The 22,910-nt window shown below is 61.2% G+C and carries 20 protein-coding genes and 1 pseudogene; 11 read left to right on the top strand and 10 right to left on the bottom strand.

Annotated features, from left to right (window positions below; genetic code table 11):
• Positions 1-221: 221 nt before the first annotated feature.
• From J3P92_RS07075 to J3P92_RS07065, 3 genes are all read right to left on the bottom strand, one after another.
• A complete protein-coding gene (locus J3P92_RS07075) occupies positions 222-533 on the bottom strand; it encodes an amidase (protein ID WP_434610043.1) in 312 nt (103 codons plus the stop codon).
• The gene (locus J3P92_RS07070; RefSeq protein ID WP_434650177.1) at positions 530-1,624 is read right to left on the bottom strand and encodes a serine hydrolase domain-containing protein; all 1,095 of its coding nucleotides are present in this window, start codon (positions 1,622-1,624) and stop codon (positions 530-532) included. Before J3P92_RS07070 ends, J3P92_RS07075 begins: the two co-directional genes overlap by 4 nt.
• 162 nt (positions 1,625-1,786) lie before the next feature.
• Entirely contained in the window at positions 1,787-2,671 is an 885-nt protein-coding gene (locus J3P92_RS07065; RefSeq protein WP_434610039.1) for an acyl-CoA dehydrogenase, read from the bottom strand.
• Positions 2,672-2,815: 144 nt separating this feature from the next.
• Here J3P92_RS07065 and olsB point away from each other — a divergent pair, with 144 nt between their 5' ends.
• Positions 2,816-3,571 carry an L-ornithine N(alpha)-acyltransferase gene (olsB, locus tag J3P92_RS07060; protein WP_434562738.1) on the top strand — a complete coding sequence of 252 codons (756 nt, stop codon included), beginning with the start codon at positions 2,816-2,818 and terminating at the stop codon, positions 3,569-3,571.
• A complete protein-coding gene (locus tag J3P92_RS07055) occupies positions 3,571-4,365 on the top strand; it encodes a lysophospholipid acyltransferase family protein (protein ID WP_434650176.1) in 795 nt (264 codons plus the stop codon). Before olsB ends, J3P92_RS07055 begins: the two co-directional genes overlap by 1 nt.
• A 62-nt stretch (positions 4,366-4,427) precedes the next feature.
• Here J3P92_RS07055 and J3P92_RS07050 read toward each other — a convergent pair whose 3' ends face one another.
• Entirely contained in the window at positions 4,428-5,012 is a 585-nt protein-coding gene (locus J3P92_RS07050) for an ACP phosphodiesterase (RefSeq protein WP_434650175.1), read from the bottom strand.
• Positions 5,013-5,164: 152 nt separating this feature from the next.
• Between J3P92_RS07050 and J3P92_RS07045 the strand changes: the two genes are divergently transcribed.
• The 4 genes from J3P92_RS07045 (at position 5,165) to J3P92_RS07030 (ending at position 8,538) form a co-directional block, all read left to right on the top strand.
• Positions 5,165-5,467: an ArsR/SmtB family transcription factor gene (locus J3P92_RS07045; RefSeq protein WP_434610033.1), complete on the top strand. Its 303-nt coding sequence runs from the start codon at positions 5,165-5,167 to the stop codon at positions 5,465-5,467.
• A 17-nt stretch (positions 5,468-5,484) separates the two neighbouring features.
• Entirely contained in the window at positions 5,485-6,651 is a 1,167-nt protein-coding gene (locus J3P92_RS07040; protein WP_420766757.1) for an MFS transporter, read from the top strand.
• Positions 6,652-6,684: 33 nt separating this feature from the next.
• On the top strand, positions 6,685-7,734 hold the full coding sequence (locus J3P92_RS07035) for an alkene reductase (RefSeq protein WP_434650173.1): 1,050 nt from the start codon (positions 6,685-6,687) through the stop codon (positions 7,732-7,734).
• Positions 7,735-7,911: 177 nt separating this feature from the next.
• Positions 7,912-8,538 carry a hypothetical protein gene (locus tag J3P92_RS07030; protein WP_434650171.1) on the top strand — a complete coding sequence of 209 codons (627 nt, stop codon included), beginning with the start codon at positions 7,912-7,914 and terminating at the stop codon, positions 8,536-8,538.
• Positions 8,539-8,737: 199 nt separating this feature from the next.
• On the opposite strand, the gene J3P92_RS07025 is transcribed toward J3P92_RS07030, so the two are convergent.
• Positions 8,738-9,370: a TetR family transcriptional regulator gene (locus J3P92_RS07025; RefSeq protein WP_420766760.1), complete on the bottom strand. Its 633-nt coding sequence runs from the start codon at positions 9,368-9,370 to the stop codon at positions 8,738-8,740.
• A gap of 264 nt (positions 9,371-9,634) precedes the next feature.
• Between J3P92_RS07025 and J3P92_RS07020 the strand changes: the two genes are divergently transcribed.
• From J3P92_RS07020 to adeC, 3 genes are read left to right on the top strand one after another with little or no spacing between them, the layout of a single operon-like run.
• Entirely contained in the window at positions 9,635-10,792 is a 1,158-nt protein-coding gene (locus J3P92_RS07020; protein WP_420766761.1) for an efflux RND transporter periplasmic adaptor subunit, read from the top strand.
• A gap of 3 nt (positions 10,793-10,795) precedes the next feature.
• Positions 10,796-13,960 (top strand): efflux RND transporter permease subunit EmhB, encoded by a 3,165-nt coding sequence (gene emhB, locus J3P92_RS07015; protein ID WP_434562726.1) that lies wholly within the window; start codon positions 10,796-10,798, stop codon positions 13,958-13,960.
• Positions 13,957-15,414, top strand: coding sequence for an AdeC/AdeK/OprM family multidrug efflux complex outer membrane factor (gene adeC / locus J3P92_RS07010; protein ID WP_434650169.1), 1,458 nt, complete (start codon positions 13,957-13,959; stop codon positions 15,412-15,414). The genes emhB and adeC overlap by 4 nt, the downstream gene beginning before the upstream one ends.
• Positions 15,415-15,486: 72 nt before the next feature.
• On the opposite strand, the gene J3P92_RS07005 is transcribed toward adeC, so the two are convergent.
• A complete protein-coding gene (locus tag J3P92_RS07005; RefSeq protein WP_434562724.1) occupies positions 15,487-15,843 on the bottom strand; it encodes a DUF6124 family protein in 357 nt (118 codons plus the stop codon).
• Between the two features lie 558 nt (positions 15,844-16,401).
• On the opposite strand from J3P92_RS07005, the pseudogene J3P92_RS07000 reads away from it, so the two are divergent.
• Together J3P92_RS07000 and J3P92_RS06995 are read left to right on the top strand one after the other, a co-directional pair.
• Positions 16,402-16,500: pseudogene (locus tag J3P92_RS07000) on the top strand (nucleoid-structuring protein H-NS); the annotation flags it as partial.
• Positions 16,501-17,129: 629 nt separating this feature from the next.
• The gene (locus J3P92_RS06995) at positions 17,130-18,383 is read left to right on the top strand and encodes an OprD family porin (protein WP_434650168.1); all 1,254 of its coding nucleotides are present in this window, start codon (positions 17,130-17,132) and stop codon (positions 18,381-18,383) included.
• A 341-nt stretch (positions 18,384-18,724) separates the two neighbouring features.
• On the opposite strand, the gene pcaC is transcribed toward J3P92_RS06995, so the two are convergent.
• The 4 genes from pcaC to J3P92_RS06975 all read right to left on the bottom strand — a co-directional run bounded on the left by pcaC (position 18,725) and on the right by J3P92_RS06975 (position 22,736).
• Positions 18,725-19,117 (bottom strand): 4-carboxymuconolactone decarboxylase, encoded by a 393-nt coding sequence (pcaC, locus tag J3P92_RS06990; protein ID WP_030142291.1) that lies wholly within the window; start codon positions 19,115-19,117, stop codon positions 18,725-18,727.
• 10 nt (positions 19,118-19,127) lie between these two features.
• Positions 19,128-19,928, bottom strand: coding sequence for a 3-oxoadipate enol-lactonase (gene pcaD, locus J3P92_RS06985; RefSeq protein WP_434650166.1), 801 nt, complete (start codon positions 19,926-19,928; stop codon positions 19,128-19,130).
• Between the two features lie 12 nt (positions 19,929-19,940).
• Positions 19,941-21,305, bottom strand: a complete 1,365-nt coding sequence (locus J3P92_RS06980) for a 3-carboxy-cis,cis-muconate cycloisomerase (protein ID WP_434650164.1) — start codon at positions 21,303-21,305, stop codon at positions 19,941-19,943.
• 135 nt (positions 21,306-21,440) lie between these two features.
• On the bottom strand, positions 21,441-22,736 hold the full coding sequence (locus J3P92_RS06975; protein ID WP_434650163.1) for an MFS family transporter: 1,296 nt from the start codon (positions 22,734-22,736) through the stop codon (positions 21,441-21,443).
• Positions 22,737-22,910: the final 174 nt, after the last annotated feature.

Here is a 22,910-nt window from a genome sequence, read left to right as displayed (position 1 = left end):
GGGGCAGATAAACCTGTGGCGAACCTTAACCGGGCCGAGGGCGCTTGCAAACTGTCTGTTTCACAACATCGCTGCTGCCAACATAACCCAGTGGCGAGGGAGCTTGCTCCCGCTGGGCTGTGAAGCAGCCCCAAGTCGCGATTGACTGAAGGATTTGCGAGCGCTGCGCACTCGAGCGGGAGCAAGCCCCCTCGCCACAAAAGGCATCGCTGAAACAGCATTCAGGGTTCTAACCGACAGCCTTCCCGCTCCCCCATCCACCGCGCACTGTGGCTACGCCCCAAGCCGCTGACTGTGATGCGTTTTGCTTCGACGGTCTCGAGGAAATCGCTGATCGGCACCGACTGCTTCACATAGCCGCGGCAATAGTCGGCAGGTTGCCGCATCACATAGCGGCACGAGCAGTATTCCTTCGCGGTATAGGCGCTGATGATGTCGGGGAACGCCCGCAAGGCCACCCGCTCCTGCCAGCCCCAACCGAACAGGCCAACAAGCAACATCGACAAAAGAATGAGCACTATCCTGCGCTTCATGGTTGCACCGTCCCGGCGAAGGCCGCCATGGCACGCTTGAGCAGCTCGTTGTGGCGATAGGTGCCGTCGCGGTCATCGCCGTAGCGCACGATCACCAGCCTGGCGCTGGGGATGACATACAGCGCCTGGCCCCAATGGCCCAGGGCGGCGAACGTATCCGGCGGCGCGTCGGGCCACGGTCGGATCGACGGGTCGGCGCCGCGATTGAGCCACCAGTGTCCGCCAGGCACGGCTTCGTCCTGGCCCGCCTGAAACCGAGCGAAAGGCTCGCGGTTGAAGGCAATCCAATCCTTGGGAATCAATTGCCGATCGCCCCAACGGCCATCGCGTTGCATCAGCAGGCCGACACGCGCCAGGTCCCGGGCGGTGAGATAGGCATAGGACGAACCGACAAACGTGCCGCTGGCGTCGGTTTCCCAGGTCGCATGGCGGATGCCCAGCGGCTCGAACAAGGCTGTCCAGGGGTAATCGGCATAACGCGCCGGGCCGACGATATTTTTCAGGGCTGCCGCCAGCAGATTGCTGTCGCCGCTGGAATAACGGAACACCTGCCCGGGTGGGCTGAAGCTGTCGTGCCTGGCGGTGAACGCGGCCATGTCGTGGCGCCCACGGGTATAGAGCATCGCCACGATCGAGGAATTGAGTGGCGCGTATTCATAGTCTTCTTGCCAGTCCAGGCCAGACGCCCAATGAAAAAGATCGGCCAGGGTCATGTCCGGATGTCGCTTGAGCGGCGGGTAGTACTGGGCGGCTGGATCATCCAGGGCAAAGCGTTTTTCACCGTAGGCGACGCCGAACACCGTCGCCAGCAGGCTTTTACTGATGGACCAGGTCAGGTGCGGGGTCTGTGCGTCAGTCGGTCCGGCGTAGCGTTCGTAGACCAGTCGACCGTCCTGGATAACCACCAGCGCGTCGGTGCGGATGCCTTGGCGGGTGGCGTCGTCCCTGGGTGCAAAAGCGTAATGCGCCAAGGCTTCGATGGCCGGCCCACTCGAGGCCTGGCCGGTCGGCCATTGTTCGCCAGGCCAGACTTCGGCGCGGGCCGTCAGGGTCAGCAGCAGGAGCGAAAGCAACAACCAGCCTTTGGGCATGCGCGGGGCTCGCAGAGGTGAACTTGCAGAGCCTATTCAGACTTGATGACAGTTTGAGTTTTGGTGTTCGAAAGGACGCCATCGCGAGCAAGCTCGCTCCCACAGCGGACCTTATGCGCGACGCAAGCCCCGAAGGAGCGAGCTTGCTCGCGATGAGGCCCTTCAAATCGACGAAGACCCCAACGCCTTGTCCAACCGCTTGGCCCGCGCCCCCGCCGCGATGTCCATCACCGCCTTGTCACGCCCCCACATCTCACGCCACGCCGCCGGCCCATCGGCCAAGGCATCGTCCAACTCAGCATCGAGCCCTTTGAATTGGGCGAACAGCCCACCCAGCAACACATGCGCGACAGCACTCGAAGGGTTGTGGCGACTCGTCTGCGCGCAACCGGCGAGCAACGCCAACAGACGCAGTTGCAACGGCCGGGGCCAGCCGCATTCTTGCCCTAAGCCGTACAACCAGGCGGTCATTGCACTGAGCACGTAGACATCTTCCAAGGTGCGAAACGGTTTGACGTAGACGTCCCAGCCGTCGCCGGGGAGCAATTGGCACAGCGCACCGTCCAGCAACATCCGCCCATGGCTGATATCCGGCATGAACGGCAACGTCGGCAACTTTTCCAGCGTCACGCCCGGTTCGCCCGCATGCACCACCGCCAGGTTCAATCGCGGCGCCTCGTCGGGAGCCTCGCTTCGGGCCGCGACCAGCAACCACTCGGCGGCATCGCCCGCGGTGACAAAATCCTTGCGCCCGCTCAGCCGCAAGTCGGCGAGTCGGGTCTGCATGTCCGCCGGGCGCAAGCTGCGCTGCTCGGTGGCGCACAACGCACCGAGGCTTTGGGGCGCGCTCGGCCAAAGCGCCCGCAACGCCGCTTGGTAACCCACCAGAAACGCCAACCCGGGCGTGGCCATCGACCGACCGCCGACCACGGCCAACTCGAACGGCGTCACCGACCCCAGGCGATGCAGCAACGCGGCATAACCTTCGGCCAGATCCGCACAGGCGGGCAGCCGCTCGCCGCGTTCGATCAGGGTTTGCCAAGGCATCTGGGCCTCCTTGTGGGCTGTCATATAAGCATCACCAAAGCTTCATGGCGATGACACCGGGGCTACATAGCCTGACTTTGCACAACATGGCTGCATAAAGAAAGTCGACAGGCTGCAACTGAACAGCCCGCACGGAGATTCGCTATGACCCAGATCGCCCGCATCAGCGACACCGGCAATGAACGCCGCCTGCAAGCCGAACGCCTGATCGGCGCCCAGGCCTTGCAAGAAGCACAGGCCCTGCGCTTCAACGTCTTCAGCGGCGAATTCAACGCCAAGCTCAAGGGCGCGGAGATGGGTCTGGACATGGATGACTATGATGTTCACTGCGCTCACATTGGCGTACGCGACCTGAACACTGGGCGCCTCGTGGCCACCACTCGCCTGCTCGACCATCAGGCCGCCAGCAGCCTGGGCCGGTTCTACAGCGAAGAAGAATTCGCCCTCCACGGCCTGATTCATCTCCAAGGCCCGATTCTGGAAATAGGCCGTACCTGCGTGGACCCGGCCTACCGCAACGGCGGTACCATCGCGGTGCTCTGGGGCGAGTTGGCCGAAGTCCTCAATCAAGGCGGCTACAGCTACTTGATGGGTTGCGCAAGCATCCCGATGCAGGACGGCGGCATCCAGGCCCAGGCAATCATGCAGCGCCTGCGCGAGCGCTACCTGTGCACCGAACACCTGCAAGCGGTGCCGAAAAAGCCGTTGCCGGCCTTGGACGTCCCGTCCAACGTCATCGCCGAAATGCCCCCGCTGCTCAAGGCCTACATGCGCCTGGGCGCGAAAATCTGCGGCGAGCCCTGCTGGGATGAAGACTTCCAGGTGGCCGACGTGTTTATCCTGCTCAAGCGCGACGAGCTCTGCCCGCGTTATGCCCGTCACTTCAAGGCGGCGGTCTGATGAGCCGGTTGCGGGTGTACGCGCGAATCGCGCGAGTATTGCTGGTCGTCACCCTGGGCCTGGCCATGGCCAGTGTGTTCGGGCTGCTGGAACGCCTGGGACTCGCTCATTCGATGGTGCGCCGCCAGTGCTGGTCGCGTTTCTTCATGGCGCGGCTGACCAACGCCCTGCCCTTTCGCGTCACCGTCCATGGGCAACTGCCGAAACAGCCGATGCTGTGGGTCAGCAACCACGTGTCCTGGACCGATATCCCACTGCTGGGCATGCTCACGCCCCTGTCGTTTCTGTCCAAGGCCGAAGTGCGTACCTGGCCGGTCGCCGGATGGCTGGCAGCCAAGGCCGGCAGCCTGTTCATCCGTCGTGGTTCGGGCGACAGTCAGTTGATTCGCAAGCAGATGAGCCGTCACCTGGAGCAGGCCTATCCGCTGCTCATGTTCCCCGAAGGCACCACCACCGACGGCCGGACGCTGCGCACTTTCCACGGCCGCCTGTTGTCGGCGGCCATCGATGCCGACGTGGCCTTGCAACCGGTGGCGATCCGTTACCTGCGCAAGGGCGAACCCGATTTGCTGGCGCCGTTCATTGGCGATGACGATCTGCTGTCGCACCTGATGCGATTGTTCGCCAATGATCGTGGCGATGTGGAAATCCATCTCTTGGAACCGATTGCTTGCCACGGCCAGGAACGCGCGGCCCTGGCTTTCCAGGCGCAACAAGCGGTACACAAAGCATTGTTCGGCGAAATGCCCGAGAAGCAGACAATTCCGGTTCGGCCCGCGGCGATTGCGGCTTGATCCGAATGCGGCAGATGTGCTGGCTGATACACCGCCATCGCGAGCAAGCTCGCTCCCACAATTTAGTCCTGCGGTGAGGCCTGATTCCGCGCAAAATCCTGCAACTGCGGATAGAACAACCGAAAGTCTTCGCTCAACGGCTCATAGAGCCTGACCAGTTCTGACATCGCCCCCGCCAGTTCCTCCGGCCGCGATAGCCGCCGGGAAATGCCGCGCAGCACCTGGCCCAGCACCTCGAATTGCGTATACGACCCCAGCCAGTCGTCCGCCGCCATATAAGGTGCGATCTGCGCCAGCCGCCCCGGCAGTTGCGGTTCAGCAGCGAGGACCTGATAGACCCGGGAGGTGAAGTCCATCAGCGGTCCTTCGCTGTACAGCGTCCAATCCCGGGCCAGGCAATGGTCGAAGAATACATCCAGCACGATCCCGGCATAACGCCGCCGCACCGTGGAAAAACGCGACAAGGCGATATCCACCAGCGGATGGCGATCGGTGTACATGTCGATGCGTCGATGCAGGGCTATCGCCGCTTCGATCCGCGGGTTGAATTGGCCCTGCAGCGGCCCTTTGACGAAGTCGCCATAAAGGCTGCCGAGCAGTTGTTCCCGGCCAGGGCCGCCGAGGTGCAGGTGTGCGAGATAGTTCATGGCCCGCAGCTTAGCACCCCGACGCCTATATCGTTATAACCCGATATAGCGATTTGAAAGATCTTCAGATCAAATACATATTGGTATATCGCGAAGCAACGATTTAAGGTTCGCCTCATCGCGATATAGCGTTATTCATGTGAGCTGCCCCAATGACTCTCGACCTCGACGAAATAATAAAAGCCCTGGCACACCCAGTACGGCGAGACATCCTCAACTGGCTCAAGGACCCCAAGGCCCAGTTTCCCGAACAGTTGCACAACCACGAATTCGGCATCTGCGCGGGCCAGATCGACCAGCGCTGCGGCCTGTCGCAGTCCACGGTTTCGGCGCATCTGGCGGTGTTGCAACGGGCCGGGTTGATCACCAGCCAGAAGGTCGGCCAATGGCACTTCTTCAAACGCAACGAGGAAGCGATCCAGCAGTTCCTCAAGCAAATGAGCCAAGAGCTCTAAACCGACAAGGATTCGAAATGCCCCTTTCACTCTTGATTCTGGCGCTTAGCGCCTTCGCCATCGGCACGACGGAATTCGTCATCATGGGCCTGTTGCCCGATGTGGCGGCGGACCTGGGCGTATCGATTCCCGGCGCCGGCTGGTTGGTGACCGGCTACGCCCTGGGCGTGGCCATCGGTGCGCCGTTCATGGCCCTGGCCACCGCGCGACTGCCGCGCAAGGCTGCGTTGGTGGCATTGATGGGGATTTTCATTGTCGGCAACCTGCTCTGCGCAGTAGCCAGCGACTACAACGTGCTGATGTTTGCCCGAGTCGTCACCGCCCTCTGCCACGGTGCGTTCTTTGGCATAGGCTCGGTCGTCGCCGCCGGCCTGGTGGCGCCCAACAAGCGTGCCTCGGCCGTGGCCCTGATGTTCACCGGCCTGACCCTGGCCAATGTGCTTGGCGTACCGCTGGGCACTGCATTGGGCCAGCAAGCCGGCTGGCGCTCGACCTTCTGGGCCGTGACGATCATTGGCGTGATTGCCCTGATCGGCCTGATCCGCTTCCTGCCGGCCAAGCGCGACGAGGAAAAACTCGACATGCGTTCAGAGCTGGTGGCGCTCAAGGGCGCCGGCTTGTGGCTGTCGTTGAGCATGACCGCGCTGTTCTCCGCCTCGGTATTCACCCTGTTCACCTACGTCGCCCCGCTGCTCGGCGAAGTGACCGGCGTGTCGCCCCGTGGCGTGACCTGGACCCTGGTACTGATCGGCCTCGGCCTGACCCTGGGCAACATCATTGGCGGCAAGCTGGCGGACAAGAGCCTGGCGAACACGCTGATGGGCGTATTCCTGACCATGGCCGTCGTGTCCACCGTCCTGAGCTGGACCAGCGTGGCGCTGATCCCGACCGAGATAACGCTGTTCCTGTGGGCCACCGCCTGCTTCGCCGCCGTGCCGGCCCTGCAGGTCAACGTGGTGACCTTCGGCAAAGACGCGCCCAACCTGGTGTCCACCTTGAATATCGGCGCCTTCAATATTGGCAATGCCTTGGGCGCCTGGGTCGGCGGCACTGTCATCGACCATGGCCTGGGCCTGACCACCGTGCCCCTCGCCGCCGGCGCGCTGGCCGTGCTGGCGCTGCTGGTGACCCTGATCACTTTCCGTCAGGGCGGCCATGCCGACCTGGCACCTGCCACTCACTGACTTCTGATCCTTCACTTTGCGAGGTTGTATTTCATGGCAACAATTTTCGACCCCATCAAACTCGGCGACATCGAGCTGAAGAACCGCATCATCATGGCCCCGCTTACCCGCTGCCGCGCCGACGCAGGCCGCGTACCCAACGCCTTGATGGCCGAATACTACGTGCAACGCGCTTCCGCCGGCCTGATCCTCAGCGAAGCCACGTCGGTCACGCCAATGGGCGTGGGTTATCCGGACACCCCTGGCATCTGGTCCAACGACCAGGTACGCGGCTGGGCCAACGTGACCAAAGCCATCCACGGCGCCGGCGGCAAGATCTTCCTGCAGCTCTGGCATGTGGGCCGGATCTCCCACCCTTCCTACCTGGACGGCGAACTTCCAGTGGCACCGAGCGCCATCCAGCCCAAGGGCCACGTAAGCTTGGTTCGCCCGTTGGCTGACTACCCGACACCGCGAGCACTGGAAACCGCTGAAATCGCCGACATCGTCGATGCCTACCGCGTCGGTGCCGAAAACGCCAAGGCCGCCGGTTTCGACGGGGTGGAAATCCATGGTGCCAACGGCTACCTGCTCGACCAGTTCCTGCAAAGCAGCACCAACCAGCGCACCGATCACTACGGCGGCTCCCTGGAAAACCGCGCTCGCCTGCTGCTGGAAGTCACCGATGCGGCCATCGAAGTCTGGGGCGCCGGCCGCGTGGGCGTACACCTGGCGCCGCGCGCCGACTCCCATGACATGGGCGACGAGAACCGTCTGGAAACCTTCAGCTATGTCGCCCGCGAGCTGGGCAAGCGTGGCATCGCCTTTATCTGCTCCCGCGAGAAAGAAGGCGACGACAGCATCGGCCCACAACTCAAGCAAGCCTTCGGCGGCCCGTACATTGCCAACGAGCACTTCACCAAGGAAAGCGCCAACGCCTGGCTGGCAGCAGGCAAGGCGGACGCCGTGGCGTTTGGCGTGCCATTCATTGCCAACCCGGACCTGCCGGCACGCTTGAAAGCCGACGCGCCATTGAACGAGCCGCATCCGGAAACCTTCTACGGGAAAGGCCCGGTGGGTTATATCGATTACCCTGTACTTTAATCTCCACCTCTATAAAAGCCCTGCCTCGAAAGAGCCAGGGCTTTTTTAATTTCCAATATTCGGTCAAACATAAGAACTTTGTAATCAAGGCAAAGCCGCTCATTATCGGGAACAGTGAGCGCATACGGCGTTCCCCTCCTGCCATTGAAAGGCAACATTGAAAAAAGGAATTTGAGAATGAATGACGCGACGGACAGCACGCCACCGGCCAATAACGACCTTATCGAGAGACTCCTTTCACAGTTCCGCTTTTTGCCCTTGTCAGTCTTGTACGAGCAATTCAAGTCACTCGACACGACAGAGTACGCCGAGGCACTTAACGCCTTGATAGAAAAGAACAAAAAGAACGATGAGGTCGACCGGAAGATTCAAGCCTGGGAGCAAGAAAAGATTCGCCAGGATAAAACCCGATTGCTGGTCAAGATATTCAACCACACCGACCAGGCTTTTCAATTTCGCGAAAACAACCTCAGCCTGAACGCCATTGATCATGACTTCTTCAATATCCGTCGCGGGGATATCCAGGCGTTGAAATTCGACTTCTCGTACGTCAGGACATTGCGCAGCCGTAGCAAGGATATGTTCCAACACTTCATTGTGTTTGGCGACAAACAATGTGGATTCCGCTTCGATTTCGGCTTACGCGTGGAGACTTCTTTTGGCGTTTTCACCCCCACCCTGACACCGGTACGGACCCATAACGTGACCTCTATTGGCGCAACGCCCGTCAATTGCACAACTCGCATCACGCACGCGGCGGAGGGAGAACCCTACGGCTTTACCGTAGAAATCGTAATTAGCTGAAGATACTGCCCCGTCAGGCCAACCCGATGGGGCACATATTTCCACTTTGTAAGCGCACCGGGCCACTGCGCTTACAACCGCGAAACAATTTTCCTACAAAATTCGCCACCGATTTTATATACCCTTGGCCGACGTCAGTTTATAAAGCCTTTCTCACGCGCCCGTATTGACACAAACCGATTCAATTACGCATTTTGTTTCATTTGCGCAGGCTAGGGCTCAGGTGCAGCATATCCAGCCCGATGTCCACCCAGCGTTCGGCTTCATTCGCCAGGGCGAAACTGTCTGGAGCCAGCAACCACTGGTAAAGAATGCCGTCGATATAGGCATGGATGGCAACCGCCGCCCTTTCGGGATTGAGGTCATCCGGCAACTGGCCGCGTTTCATTGCATTGCGCAACGACAAGGCGATACGCACGTTGCAGTCGAGGCTGACTTCACGTCGCTGCTGGCGCAAATCGCACATTTCATCGGTGAACTCGCACTTATGGAACAGAATCTCATTGATGCGCCGGGTTTTCGGGTCCAGGGCCACCTGCTGGAACAACCGTACCAACAACTTGCGCACGCACCCCAGGGGATCAAGCTCTTCCTCGTTTTCGCTTGCGCGGGCCAATTCATCGAGCGGTTCATGCAGCGTATCGAGCATGGCCTGGAGCAGATCCGCCTTGTTGCTGAAATGCCAATAGATGGCGCCCCGTGTCACACCGGCGAGCGTCGCGATATCGGCCAGCGTGGTACGCGCAACGCCTCGCTCGAAGAAGGCTTTTTCGGCCGCTTCGAGTATCTGGCTGCGAGTCTCCAAGGCTTCCTCTTTGGTACGACGGACCATGGCAGTAAACACCTCAATCAGGATGCGTAAGCAATGCGTAAGGATCAGCAGGACAATCTATAGGCAACGTCTGCCTGCACGCGTCCCCGGTCCGCATTGGCCTTTGTCAGGCTTTTGTAAATCCGGATGGTACGCAATTTGGCTGTTTACAAACAACCGTGTACGTAAGTATATTTCTTAGCATCCTACTAATTGCTTATCTGGCTCTTTTTTCACCTTTCACTTTCGAGCGCGCCTGTTACGCGCCTGGACCCGAGGATTTCCATGCAATTCAAGCCAGCTGTTACCGCTCTGGTCACTGCCATCGCCCTGGCATCGCTGCTCAGCGGATGCAAAAAGGAAGAGGCTGCACCCGCGCCTCCCCCTCCTCAGGTCGGCGTCGTAACCCTCAAGACCCAGCCTTTTACGCTGACCTCTGAACTGCCGGGCCGCACCAGTGCGTTCCGCGTTGCCGAAGTGCGCCCTCAGGTCAATGGCATCATCCTCAAGCGCCTGTTCAAGGAAGGCGCCGACGTCAAGGCCGGCCAGCAGCTGTACCAGATCGACCCCGCCGTTTACGAAGCGAACCTCAAGAGCGCCGAGGCCAACCTGCGTTCCACCAAGTCGATCGCTGATCGCTACAAGCAATTGGTTGATGAACAAGCCGTGAGCCGCCAGGAATACGACACTGCCATGGCCAATCGCCTGGAGTCGGAAGCCAGCCTGCAGACCGCGCAGATCAATGTGCGGTACACCAAGGTCTATGCGCCGATTTCAGGTCGCATCGGACGTTCCTCGGTGACCGAAGGCGCGCTGGTCAGCAACGGGCAGACCGATGCCCTGGCGACCATCCAGCAACTCGACCCGATCTATGTCGACGTGACGCAAAGCTCCGTCGAGCTCCTGCAACTGCGCCGCGAGCTGGAAAGCGGCCGCCTGCAGAAGGCCGGCGACAACGCCGCCATGGTCAAGCTGACCCTGGAAGACGGCAGCCAGTACCCCCATGAAGGCAAGCTCGAATTCTCCGAAGTCTCGGTCGACCAGACCACCGGCTCCGTGACCTTGCGCGCCGTGTTCCCCAACCCCGACCACACGTTGCTGCCGGGCATGTTTGTCCACGCGCAACTGCAGGCTGGCGTGAACAGCGCGGCGATCCTGGCACCGCAGCAAGGCGTGACCCGCGACCTCAAGGGTACGCCGACCGCCATGGTCGTGGGCGCCGATAACAAGGTCGAACTGCGTCAGCTCAAGGCCAGCCGCACCGTTGGCAACCAATGGCTGATCGAAGACGGCCTCAAGGCCGGTGATCGCCTGATCACCGAAGGGTTGCAGTACGTACGGCCAGGGGTAGAAGTCAAAGCCACCGAAGCCACCAACGTTGGCGCTAAGAACCCGGCCCCCGCTCAGGCAGCTGACAAAGCCGCCGGCGGCAAAGGGGAGTAAACCATGTCGAAATTCTTTATCGACCGTCCGATCTTCGCCTGGGTGATCGCCCTGGTGATCATGCTGGTCGGCGCTTTGTCGATCCTCAAGTTGCCGATCAACCAGTACCCGAGCATCGCGCCGCCGGCCATTGCGATCCAGGTGACCTACCCAGGTGCTTCCGCACAAACCGTGCAAGACACCGTGGTGCAGGTCATCGAGCAGCAGCTCAACGGCATCGACAACCTGCGTTATGTGTCCTCGGAAAGTAACTCCGACGGCAGCATGACCATCACCGCGACCTTCGAGCAGGGCACCAGCTCCGATACCGCCCAGGTCCAGGTCCAGAACAAGCTGAACCTGGCCACCCCGCTGTTGCCGCAAGAAGTGCAGCAGCAAGGCATCCGCGTGACCAAGTCGGTGAAAAACTTCCTGATGGTGATCGGGGTGGTGTCGCGCGACGGCAGCATGACCAAGGACGATCTGTCCAACTACATCGTGTCCAACATGCAGGATCCGATCTCGCGCACTGCCGGTGTCGGCGACTTCCAGGTCTTCGGGGCCCAGTATGCGATGCGGATCTGGCTCGACCCGGCCAAGTTGAACAATTTCAGCCTGACCCCGGTGGACGTCAAAAACGCTATCGCCGCGCAAAACGTCCAGGTCTCGTCCGGCCAACTCGGCGGCTTGCCTGCCCTGCCCGGCCAGCAACTGAACGCGACCATTATCGGCAAGACCCGCTTGCAGACCGCCGAGCAGTTCAAGGCGATCCTGCTGAAGGTCAACCCGGACGGCTCCCAAGTGCGCGTTGGCGATGTGGCCGACGTTGGCCTGGGCGGCGAGAACTACAGCATCAGCGCCCAGTTCAATGGCGCACCAGCGTCGGGCCTGGCGGTAAAACTGGCCAACGGTGCCAACGCACTCGACACGGCCAAAGCCCTGCGCAAGACCATTGACGACCTCAAGCCGTTCTTCCCCCAGGGCGTAGAAGTGGTGTTCCCATACGACACCACGCCGGTGGTGAGCGAGTCGATCAAGGGTGTGGTTGAAACCCTGGTCGAGGCGGTCGTGCTGGTGTTCCTGGTGATGTTCCTGTTCCTGCAGAACTTCCGAGCCACCATCATTACCACGATGACGGTGCCGGTGGTGTTGCTGGGTACCTTCGGGATTCTCGCGGCGGCCGGCTTCAGCATCAACACCCTGACCATGTTCGGCATGGTGCTGGCCATCGGCTTGCTGGTGGACGACGCCATCGTCGTGGTGGAAAACGTCGAACGGGTGATGAGCGAAGAAGGCCTGTCGCCCAAGGAAGCCACCAAGAAGTCCATGGGCCAGATCCAGGGCGCCCTGGTGGGTATCGCCCTGGTGCTTTCGGCGGTGCTGCTGCCGATGGCGTTCTTCAGCGGCTCCACCGGCGTGATCTACAAACAGTTCTCCATCACGATCGTCTCCGCGATGGCGCTGTCGGTGTTGGTCGCCCTGATCTTCACCCCGGCCCTGTGCGCCACCATGCTCAAGCCCATTCCAAAAGGCGAGCACGGCACGCCGAAACGCGGTTTCTTCGGCTGGTTCAACCGCACTTTCGACCGTGGCGTCAGGAGCTACGAGCGTGGCGTGGGCAACATGCTCCAGCGCAAGGCTCCGTATCTGCTCGCTTACGTGATTATTGTGGTCGGCATGGTCTGGCTGTTCACCCGCATCCCCACCGCGTTCCTGCCCGAAGAAGACCAGGGCGTGTTGTTTGCTCAGGTACAGACACCGGCCGGCTCCAGTGCCGAGCGCACCCAGGTGGTGGTCGACAAGATGCGCGAGTTCCTGCTGCGTCCAAGCAAGGACGGTGGTGAAGGCGATGCCGTGGCCTCGGTGTTTACCGTGACCGGCTTCAACTTCGCCGGTCGTGGCCAGAGCTCGGGCATGGCGTTCATCATGCTGAAACCGTGGGAGGAGCGTAACGCCGACAACAGCGTGTTCAAGCTGGCCGCTCGCGCCCAGCAGCATTTCTTTACCTTCCGTGACGCAATGGTGTTCGCCTTCGCCCCGCCAGCAGTGCTGGAATTGGGTAACGCCACCGGTTTCGACGTGTTCCTGCAGGACCGCGCCGGCATCGGCCACGACAAGCTGATGGAAGCCCGTAACCAGTTCCTGGGCATGGCGTCCCAGAGCAAGGTCTTGACCCAGGTCCGTCCGAACGGCCTGAACGACGAGCCGCAATACCAGCTCGAGATCGACGACGAGAAGGCCAGCGCGCTGGGCATCACCTTGGCCGATATCAACAACACCCTGTCGATCGCCCTGGGCAGTAGCTACGTGAACGACTTCATCGACCGTGGCCGGGTTAAAAAGGTCTACGTGCAAGGCCAGCCGGGCGCTCGCATGAGTCCGGAAGACCTGAAGAAGTGGTACGTGCGCAACAGCGCCGGGACCATGGTACCGTTCAGCGCCTTTGCCAAAGGCGAGTGGACTTACGGTTCGCCGAAGCTCGCGCGCTACAACGGCGTGGAAGCGATGGAAGTCTTGGGTGCTCCGGCGCCGGGCTATTCCACCGGTGAAGCCATGGCCGAGGTCGAAGCCATCGCCAAGAAGTTGCCGGCCGGCGTCGGCATCTCCTGGACAGGCCTGTCGTACGAGGAACGCCTGTCGGGTTCCCAGGCCCCAGCCCTGTACGCGCTCTCGCTGCTGATGGTATTCCTCTGTCTGGCGGCACTGTATGAAAGCTGGTCGATTCCGATCGCCGTCATGCTCGTGGTGCCGTTGGGGATTATCGGTGCCCTGCTGGCCACCAGCCTGCGCGGTCTGTCCAATGACGTGTACTTCCAGGTGGGCTTGTTGACAACGATCGGCCTGGCGGCGAAAAACGCCATCCTGATCGTCGAGTTCGCCAAGGAACTCCACGAACAAGGCCGGACCCTGGTGGAAGCCGCCATCGAAGCCTGTAGGATGCGTCTGCGGCCGATCATCATGACGTCCCTGGCGTTCGTCCTCGGCGTCGTCCCGCTGGCGATTTCCACCGGCGCCGGTTCGGGCAGCCAGCACGCCATCGGTACCGGCGTGATCGGCGGTATGCTCACGGCCACCATCCTGGCAATCTTCTGGGTGCCATTGTTCTTCGTGACAGTGTCGTCGTTAGGTCGTCGCAAAAATGCCGACCAGGACAACACTCCTGAAACTTCTAAAGAGGCTGGCCAATGAGCAAGTCGCTACTCTCCCTGACCATCGCCGCGGTCGTGCTCAGCGGTTGCTCGCTGATCCCGGACTATCAGCGGCCCGAAGCTCCGGTCGCGGCGCAGTACCCGCAAGGCCTGGCCTACGAACCGGCCAACGCCCCCGGCCAGGCAGCCGCCGAGCAGGGCTGGAAGCAGTTTTTCCATGACCCTGCGCTGCAACAGCTGATCCAGGTTGCCCTGGAAAACAACCGCGACCTACGGGTCGCTGCGTTGAACATCGACGCCTACGCCGCGCAATACCGCATCCAGCGGGCGGACCTGCTCCCGGCGGTCTCGGCAACCGGCTCCGGCAGCCGCCAGCGCGTGCCGGCACGGGCTTCGCAGACCGGCGAAGCGGCCATCAGCAGTTCCTACTCCGCAACGCTGGGGATCAGCGCCTACGAGTTGGACCTGTTCGGTCGCGTCCGCAGCCTGAGCGAGCAAGCGTTGCAAAGCTACTTCGCCACCGAAGAAGCCCGTCGCAGCACCCAAATCAGCCTGGTGGCCAACGTCGCCAACGCCTATCTGACCTGGCAGGCGGACAAGGAACTGCTCAAGCTGACCCAGGACACCCTGGGCACCTACGAACAGAGCCTGAAGCTGACCTCGCGTAGCGCCGAAGTCGGCGTGGCCTCGGCCCTGGACCTGAGCCAGGCGCGCACCGCGGTGGAAAACGCCCGCGTGCAACTGGCTCGCTACACCCGCCAAGTGGCCCAGGATGAAAACAGCCTGACGCTGCTGCTGGGCACCGGCCTGCCGGCCAACCTGCGCACTCAACCGTTGAGCGATGACCTGCTCAGCGAAGTGCCGGCCGGGCTGCCGTCGGACCTGCTGCAACGTCGTCCGGACATTCTCCAGGCCGAACGCAACCTGCTCGCCGCCAATGCCAACATCGGCGCCGCACGGGCCGCGTTCTTCCCAAGCATCAGCCTTACGGCCAACGCCGGTACCCTGAGCCCTGACCTGTCCGGTCTGTTCAAGGGCGGTTCGGGCACCTGGACCTTCGCGCCGCAGATCAACCTGCCGATCTTCAACGCCGGCAGCCTGCGGGCGAGCCTGGATTACGCCAAGATCCAGAAAGACATCAACGTCGCGCAGTATGAGAAGTCGATTCAGACAGCGTTCCAGGAAGTCTCCGACGGCCTGGCCGCGCGCCAGACCTACAACGAACAGCTGCAGGCCCAGACCGACTTCGTCGCCGCCAACCAGGACTACTACCGCCTGGCCGAGCGTCGCTACCGCATCGGCGTCGACAGCAACCTGACCTTCCTCGACGCCCAACGCCAGTTGTTCAGCGCACAACAATCGCTGATCACCGACCGCCTTGCGCAACTGACCAGCGAGGTCAATTTGTACAAGGCCCTGGGTGGTGGCTGGAATGCCGAGACGGGCAAGCACGAACCGCTGGCGGAAAAAGCGCCGGAGACGAAGTTGTTCTGATTGATGTACTGAAAACAAAAAGCCCACCGAAAGGTGGGCTTTTTGTTAGGGCCTTTTTTTACAACGACAGGGTTAACGCGGGTCGACGATATCCAGCGCTCGACTGGCCAGCAACTCGCTCAAGTCAATCATCTGCGCAACGCCTAGCGCGACATGCCGTCGCGAGCCTCCCAGATCGAACGCCAGGTCGTTGAGCATGGCATTGGCCGAGGCCAGGGTTTCGCTGAGATTTGCCAGTAGACACTCGGTGTCGAGGGTATCGATGACGGTGAACACTTGGGTGGTTGAGGTCTTGGGCTTGGGGTCGGGAGTGGTGCCCAGATGGTAATTGAGTGCTCGGTCTGCGGCTTCTTGGAGTTTTTGTGGATCGGGGTCGTTGTAGGGGAAGGTGGATTCAGGCGTTGGGGGATTTGGTGTTTCTTTGATCATGATGGTGCTCCTAACGAAAATGAGAGCCGCCAGCATCACTTGCAGATGATAGGTGGCAGCTGTATGCGGGTCTGCAAGACCGAGTCGTTAGGCAACCTCGGCAGACCGGAGGTCTCCCGCACACAGCCACCATAAAACGATGGCACCAAAGCGCCATGGATTATAGGGGCGCGGCTAGGCGCCTAACAAATTCGGCGGGCTTGCAGTCCCGATCGCTGAATTGGCAGCGACACGAAGAACCTAGAGATATCGCTTCCGAGCAGCAACCTTAAAATCTCGTCGGAAAAATCGTTGCGTCTGTCAGACCGGAACAAATCGTGTGGGAACGAGCTTGCTCGCGGGTGGCGGCCTGACGGTCGGCCCTGCTTTTGTTGGCTGGGTACATATCTATTTCTGCGGTAACGGCCGCTGGCGGTTCCGCCCTTACGGCGGCTTACTTTTTTTCAGACGCCAAAAAAAGTAAGCAAAAAAGGCTTCGCCCCACCACTCGGTGCCTCGCCTAGGCTCGGCATGCCCGCACTCCGGCCTTGCTCCGTGGGCCGCCGCGAACGGCCATCCATGGCCCAGCGCGGCTACCTCGGCATCCATGCCGAGGTACCCACTGCGCAAGACCTACGTGCGGCCATCGTGGTTAACGGGGCGCCAAGGATCAAGATCAAGATCAAGATCAAGATCAAGATCAAGAACGAGGCGGCCTCTTCGCGAGCGAGCCTGCTCGCGACAGCAATGGCTCTATCACATAGGTGCAGCGAAAGCCCCCGTGCTCTTGCTCTTGCTCTTGCTCTTGCTCTTGCTCTTGCTCTTGCTTTTGATCTGCTTTTGATCTGCTTTTGATCTCGACGCCCCGTTAATCACGATGGCCGAACGCAGGCATTGTGGAGTGGGCATCCCGGCATGGATGCCGGGATAAGGGCGGAACCCTAAGCCGCCGTGACCGCAGCAACGGATATGTACCCGGTCAAAAATTCAGGCCAGCTGTCAGGCCGCCATCGTCGGATCGCCGCCCGGAGCAAGCTCGCTCCCACAGGGGATTGCGACCATCCATTCGATTGTTTTGCTGTTCGATAATCGCCCAAAACCCGCAAACAGCAATTGAACCGATCCCGGGCCGCCCTTCACCATCGCTCGCACAAAACCAATAACAACAGGTTCGATGCCATGTCCCCACGCCCTGCACCGTCCGGCTGATCCTCAGTCGCTTTAACAACCTGCCCCCACCGTACCGTTCGCACCCAAAAAATGCGGCAACAACTCGCTTCGTCTACAAAAAATAAGAGACAACGCCCATGAAGCCCACACAGCACTTGTTCCCCAGCCTCATTGCCGTCGCCCTGACCAGCACCGCCCTCCCCGTCCTGGCGGCGGAATCGGGGTTCGTCGAAGATGCCAAAGCCACGCTGAACCTGCGCAACTTCTACATCAACCGCAACTTCACCAACCCGGACAATGCCCAGGGCAAAGCCGAGGAATGGACCCAGAGCTTCATCCTCGACGCCAAGTCCGGCTTCACCCAGGGCACCGTCGGTTTCGGCGTTGACGTGCTGGGCCTGTACTCGGTCAAGCTCGACGGCGGTCGTGGCACGGCCGGCACCCAGCTGCTGCCGGTGCACGACGACGGCCGCCCGGCCGATGACTTCGGTCGCCTGGGCGTGGCCCTGAAGGCCAAGGTCTCGAAGACCGAATTGAAAGTCGGCGAGTGGATGCCAGTGTTGCCGATCCTGCGTTCCGACGATGGCCGTTCCCTGCCGCAAACCTTCCGTGGCGGCCAGGTGACTTCCACCGAAATCAACGGCCTGAACCTCTACGGCGGCCAGTTCCGCGCCAACAGCCCGCGTAACGACGCGAGCATGGAAGACATGTCGATGAACGGCCGCGGTGCATTCACCTCCGACCGTTTCAACTTCGGTGGCGGCGAATACGCCTTCAACGAAAAACGCACCCAGGTCGGCGTCTGGTACGCGGAACTGTCCGACATCTACCAACAGCAATATTTCAACCTGACCCACAGCCAGCCGATCGGCGACTGGACCCTGGGCGCCAACCTCGGTTACTTCACCGGCAAGGAAGACGGCAGCGCACTGGCCGGCGACCTTGACAACAAAACCGCCTTCGCCATGCTTTCCGCCAAATACGGCGGCAACACCTTCTACGTCGGCCTGCAGAAAGTCGGCGGCGACGATGCCTGGATGCGCGTCAACGGCACCAGCGGCGGCACCCTGGCGAACGACAGCTACAACTCCAGCTACGACAACGCCAAGGAAAAATCCTGGCAACTGCGCCACGACTTCAACTTCGCCGCCGTCGGCGTGCCGGGCCTGACCCTGATGAACCGCTACATCAGCGGTGACAACGTTCACACCGCCACGGTCGACGACGGTAAGGAATGGGGCAGGGAAAGTGAGCTGGCCTACACGGTGCAGAGCGGCGTGTTCAAGAGCCTCAACGTGAAATGGCGTAATTCGACGATGCGTAGGGACTTCAGTACCAATGAGTTCGATGAGAACCGGTTGATTGTCAGCTATCCGATCAGCCTGCTGTAAAAACCAAAGATGGATGGAGGCTGTACCACCGTCATCGCGAGCAAGCTCGCTCCCACAGGGGATTGGCAGTGGACGTAGATTCAATGGCCGCTGGAGATCAGTGTGGGAGCGAGCTTGCTCGCGATGGCGTCATCACATCCAACATCGATGCAAGCTGACCCACCGCTTTCGCGAGCAGGCTCGCTCCCACAGGGGATTGGCGGTGGACGTAGATTCAATGGCCGCTGGAGATCATTGTGGGAGCGAGCTTGCTCGCGATGGCGTCATCACATCCAACATCGATGCAAGCTGACCCACCGCTTTCGCGAGCAGGCTCGCTCCCACAGGAATCGAGGTATGCCCTAACCCCGCGACTCGACACCCAGTTCATCCCAGACCGATTCGGCCAAATGGAAGGTGGCATTGGCCGCCGGAATGCCGCAATAAATCGCACTTTGCATGATCACTTCCTTAATCTCACTACGGCTGACGCCATTGTTGGCGGCGGCGCGCAGGTGCAGCTTGAGTTCTTCGTTGCGGTTCATGCCAATCAGCATGGCAATGGTGATCAGGCTGCGGGTATGGCGCGGCAGTCCCGGGCGGGTCCAGATGTCGCCCCAGGCGTGACGGGTGATCATCTCCTGGAATTCGCTGTTGAATTCGGTCAGGGCGTTGAGGCTGCGATCCACGTGGGCATCGCCCAGCACGGCGCGGCGCACTTGCATGCCTTCGTCGTAACGTTGTTTCTCGTCCACAAAAAACTCCTCAGGCCCGGCCAGAATCAAGCAGGAAATCCAGCACCCGCGCGCTGAACGCAGCGCCGGCCTGGACGTTGGACAAATGCGCGGCGCGGAACTCGGCATATTTGGCCCCATTGACCCGCTCTTGTATAAAATGCCCACCGGACGGCGGTGTCACCGCATCCTCGGTGCCCGCCACAACCAACAACGGCACGCGGATCGACGCCAACTGCTCGCGGAAATCGGCGTCCCGCACCGCCGCGCAGTTTGCCGCATAACCCTGGGGCGAGGTGGCAGCCAGCATGTCGGTGATTTTCTTTACCGTCGCGGGGTGCGCCTCGGCGAAGTCCGGTGTAAACCAGCGGCCAATCGACGCGTCACGCAAGGCCACCATCGCCGCCTGGCCGTCACGCAGCACGGTTTCGATGCGCGGGTTCCACACCGACGGGTCGCCAATCTTGGCCGCCGTGTTGCAGATGACCAGTTTGAACAACCGCTCGCCCGCGTTGATTCCCAGCCATTGGCCGATCAGCCCGCCCATGGACAATCCGCAGAAATGCACCTTGTCGATGCTCAAGGCATCAAGCATGGCCAGCACATCGCGCCCCAGCTGTTCAATGCTGTAGGGGCCTTCGGTCACCAACGACTGACCATGACCACGCGTGTCGAAACGCAGCACGCGAAAGTGTTCGCTGAAAGCTTGGATCTGCTCGTCCCACATGTGCAGGTCGGTGCCCAGGGAGTTGGAAAGCACCAGAACCGGCGCGTCTTCCGGCCCGTCCAATCGATAATTCAGATCGCCCTCGGCGAGTTTGACGAATCCCACAACAATCTCCTTTCAGGCATTCAAGGCAAGGTGTTCGGCCACGGCTCGGGCGACCCAGGTCTGGGCTTGTCCAAGGTAGTGGGCCGGGTCGAGCAGATGATCGAGCTCGGTCGTGGATAGCTGCGCGGTGACCTGAGGTTCGTCCCCCAGCACTTCGCGCAGGTGCCGTTGTTCGGCCACGGCACGCTTGCAGCATTGTTCGAGCAGATGATGCGCGGTGTCGCGCCCCACACGCTGGGCCAGGACGATGCTCACGGCCTCCGCCAGCAGCAGCCCTTGGGTCAACTCCAGGTTACGGGCCATGCGCGACGGATCCACTTCCAGCCCGTCGGCCAGCAGCCGCGCCTGTTGCAGCGCGCCGGATACCAGGCAGCAGATCTCCGGCAGGGTTTCCCATTCGGCGTGCCACAGCCCCAGGCTGCGCTCATGTTCCTGGGGCATGGCGCTGAACAGCGTCGACAACAAGCCCGGCACGCGCGTCGCCGCGCCGATCAGCACGGCCGCGCCCACCGGGTTGCGTTTGTGGGGCATGGTGGACGAACCGCCCTTGCCCGGCGCCGAGGGTTCGAACGCTTCGCCGGCTTCGGTTTGCATCAACAGACTGATGTCACGCCCCAACTTGCCCAGGCTGCCGGCGATCAGGCCCAGCACCGAACCGAACTCCACCAGGCGATCGCGCTGGGTGTGCCACGGCTGCTCCGGCAGGTTCAATTGCAGCTCGGCGGCCAACGCCTCTGCGACTGGCAGCGCGTGCTCACCCAAGGCAGCGAGCGTCCCGGAAGCGCCGCCGAATTGCAGCACCAGCAGGCGCGGCTTGAGCTCGCGCAAGCGTTGGCGACTGCGGGTGATCGCCCCCAGCCAACCGGCGACCTTCATGCCCAGGGTCACCGGCGTGGCGTGTTGCAACCACGTACGCCCGGCCAATGGCGTCGCGGCGTAGCGTTCGGCTTGTCGGGCCAGGCTGTCGGCCAGTTGCGCCAGTTCGTTTTCGATCAGCCCAAGCGCCTGGCGCAGTTGCACCACCAGACCGCTGTCCATCACGTCCTGGCTGGTGGCACCCAAATGCACGTACCGCTCAGCTTCCAGGCTCTGGATGGCGATGCGCTTGCCCAACGCCTTGACCAGCGGGATCGCCGAATTGCCGGCACTGGCGATCGCTTCGCTCAACGCGCCGAAATCGTACAGGTGGGCGTGGCAGGCGTTCTCGATCGGCGCCACCGCCTCGTGGGGGATCAGCCCCACTCGCGCCTCGGCCCGGGCCAGTGCCGCTTCGACGTCCAGCATGGCCTGCACCCGCCCCGCATCGCAGAACACGTCGCGCATGTCGCGGGCGGTGAAGTAGGCATCGAAGAGCTGATTGCCCGGTCGTTCGCTCATAAACATTCCTTGAGAAAATAGATGCAGTTATGGCGAGGGAGCTTGCTCCCGCTTGAGTGCGAAGCGCTCACAAGAGAGGGCTGCCGCGCAGCCCAGCGGGGATAAATCCCCTCGCCACAATGAATCAAGCAAGCCTTAAAGATCGTGATGCAAATACGCCGGCTGCTTGGGCAGGCGCAGGCTGAACAGGAACGCCACTACCATCATCACCGTGACATACCAATAAAAGGCGTTCTCCATGCCCTGGGCCTTCAGGCTCAAGGCGACGTATTCGGCCGAACCGCCAAAAATCGCATTCGCCACCGCATACGCCAACCCTACTCCCAGCGCGCGCACTTCCGGTGGAAACATTTCAGCCTTCACCAAACCGCTGATGGAGGTGTAGAAGCTGACGATCGCCAACGCCAACGTGATCAGGACAAATGCCAGGAACGGGCTGCTAATGCTTTTGAGTGTCAGCAGGATCGGCACCGTGCACAGCGCCCCAAGGCCACCGAACCAGAGCATGGAGTTACGCCGGCCAATCTTGTCCGCCAGCATGCCGAACAGCGGTTGCATGCACATGTAAAGGAACAGCGCGCCGGTCATGATGTAGCTGGCGGTCTTGGCGTGCAGCCCGGCGGTGTTCACCAGGTATTTCTGCATATACGTGGTGAAGGTGTAGAAAATCAGCGAACCACCGGCGGTGTAGCCCAGTACGGTAATGAAGGCGGCCTTGTGGCTGCGAAACAGTGCAGCGATGCTGCCGGCGTCCTTGTTTTCGCGCATTTCCTTGCTGCTGGTTTCCTTCAGTGAGCGGCGCAGGAACAGGGAGATCACTGCCGCCACGGCGCCGACCACGAACGGAATCCGCCAGCCGTAGGCCCGCAGCTCGTCCTCGTTGAGGAACTGTTGCAGGATCACCACCAGCGACACCGCCAGCAGCTGCCCGCCGATCAGCGTCACGTACTGGAACGACGCAAAGAAGCCGCGCTGGCCTTTCAGGGCGACTTCGCTCATGTAGGTGGCAGTGGTGCCGTACTCGCCGCCCACCGACAGGCCTTGCAGCAGACGGGCGAGCAACAGCAGCACCGGCGCCCAGACGCCGATGTCCTTGTAGGTGGGCAGGCAGGCGATGAGCAACGAGCCGAAGCACATCATCAGCACCGAGATCATCATCGAATTCTTGCGCCCGTGACGGTCCGCCACCCGGCCGAAAATCCAACCGCCGATCGGCCGCATCAGGAACCCGGCGGCGAATACACCGGCGGTGTTGACCAATTGCACGGTGGGATTGTCCGACGGAAAGAATGCCGGCGCGAAGTAAATGGCGCAAAAGGCATAGACATAGAAGTCGAACCATTCGACCAGGTTGCCGGATGAGGCACCGACGATGGCAAAGATACGCTTGCTGCGCTCTTCACCGGTGTAGTGGCTGGTTGGGGTGGTCATGATTTTTCACTCGTTGGGGGCTGACGTCGTCTAGACACACTTCGTAACAGTCCCGTTCCACAAACAGTCTTTCATGCAGTAGCGCCTGTACCAACGCTATCGCGAGCAAGCTCGCTCCCACAGGGCTTGCATCACACCCGTGGCGAGGGAGCTTGCTCCCGCTCGGCTGCGAAG

The organism is Pseudomonas sp. D3-27, from assembly GCF_051132165.1.
GTDB lineage: Bacteria > Pseudomonadota > Gammaproteobacteria > Pseudomonadales > Pseudomonadaceae > Aquipseudomonas.
The sequence above is the reverse complement of the archived record's forward strand: the minus strand, read 5'-3'. Positions and strand labels throughout refer to the sequence as shown.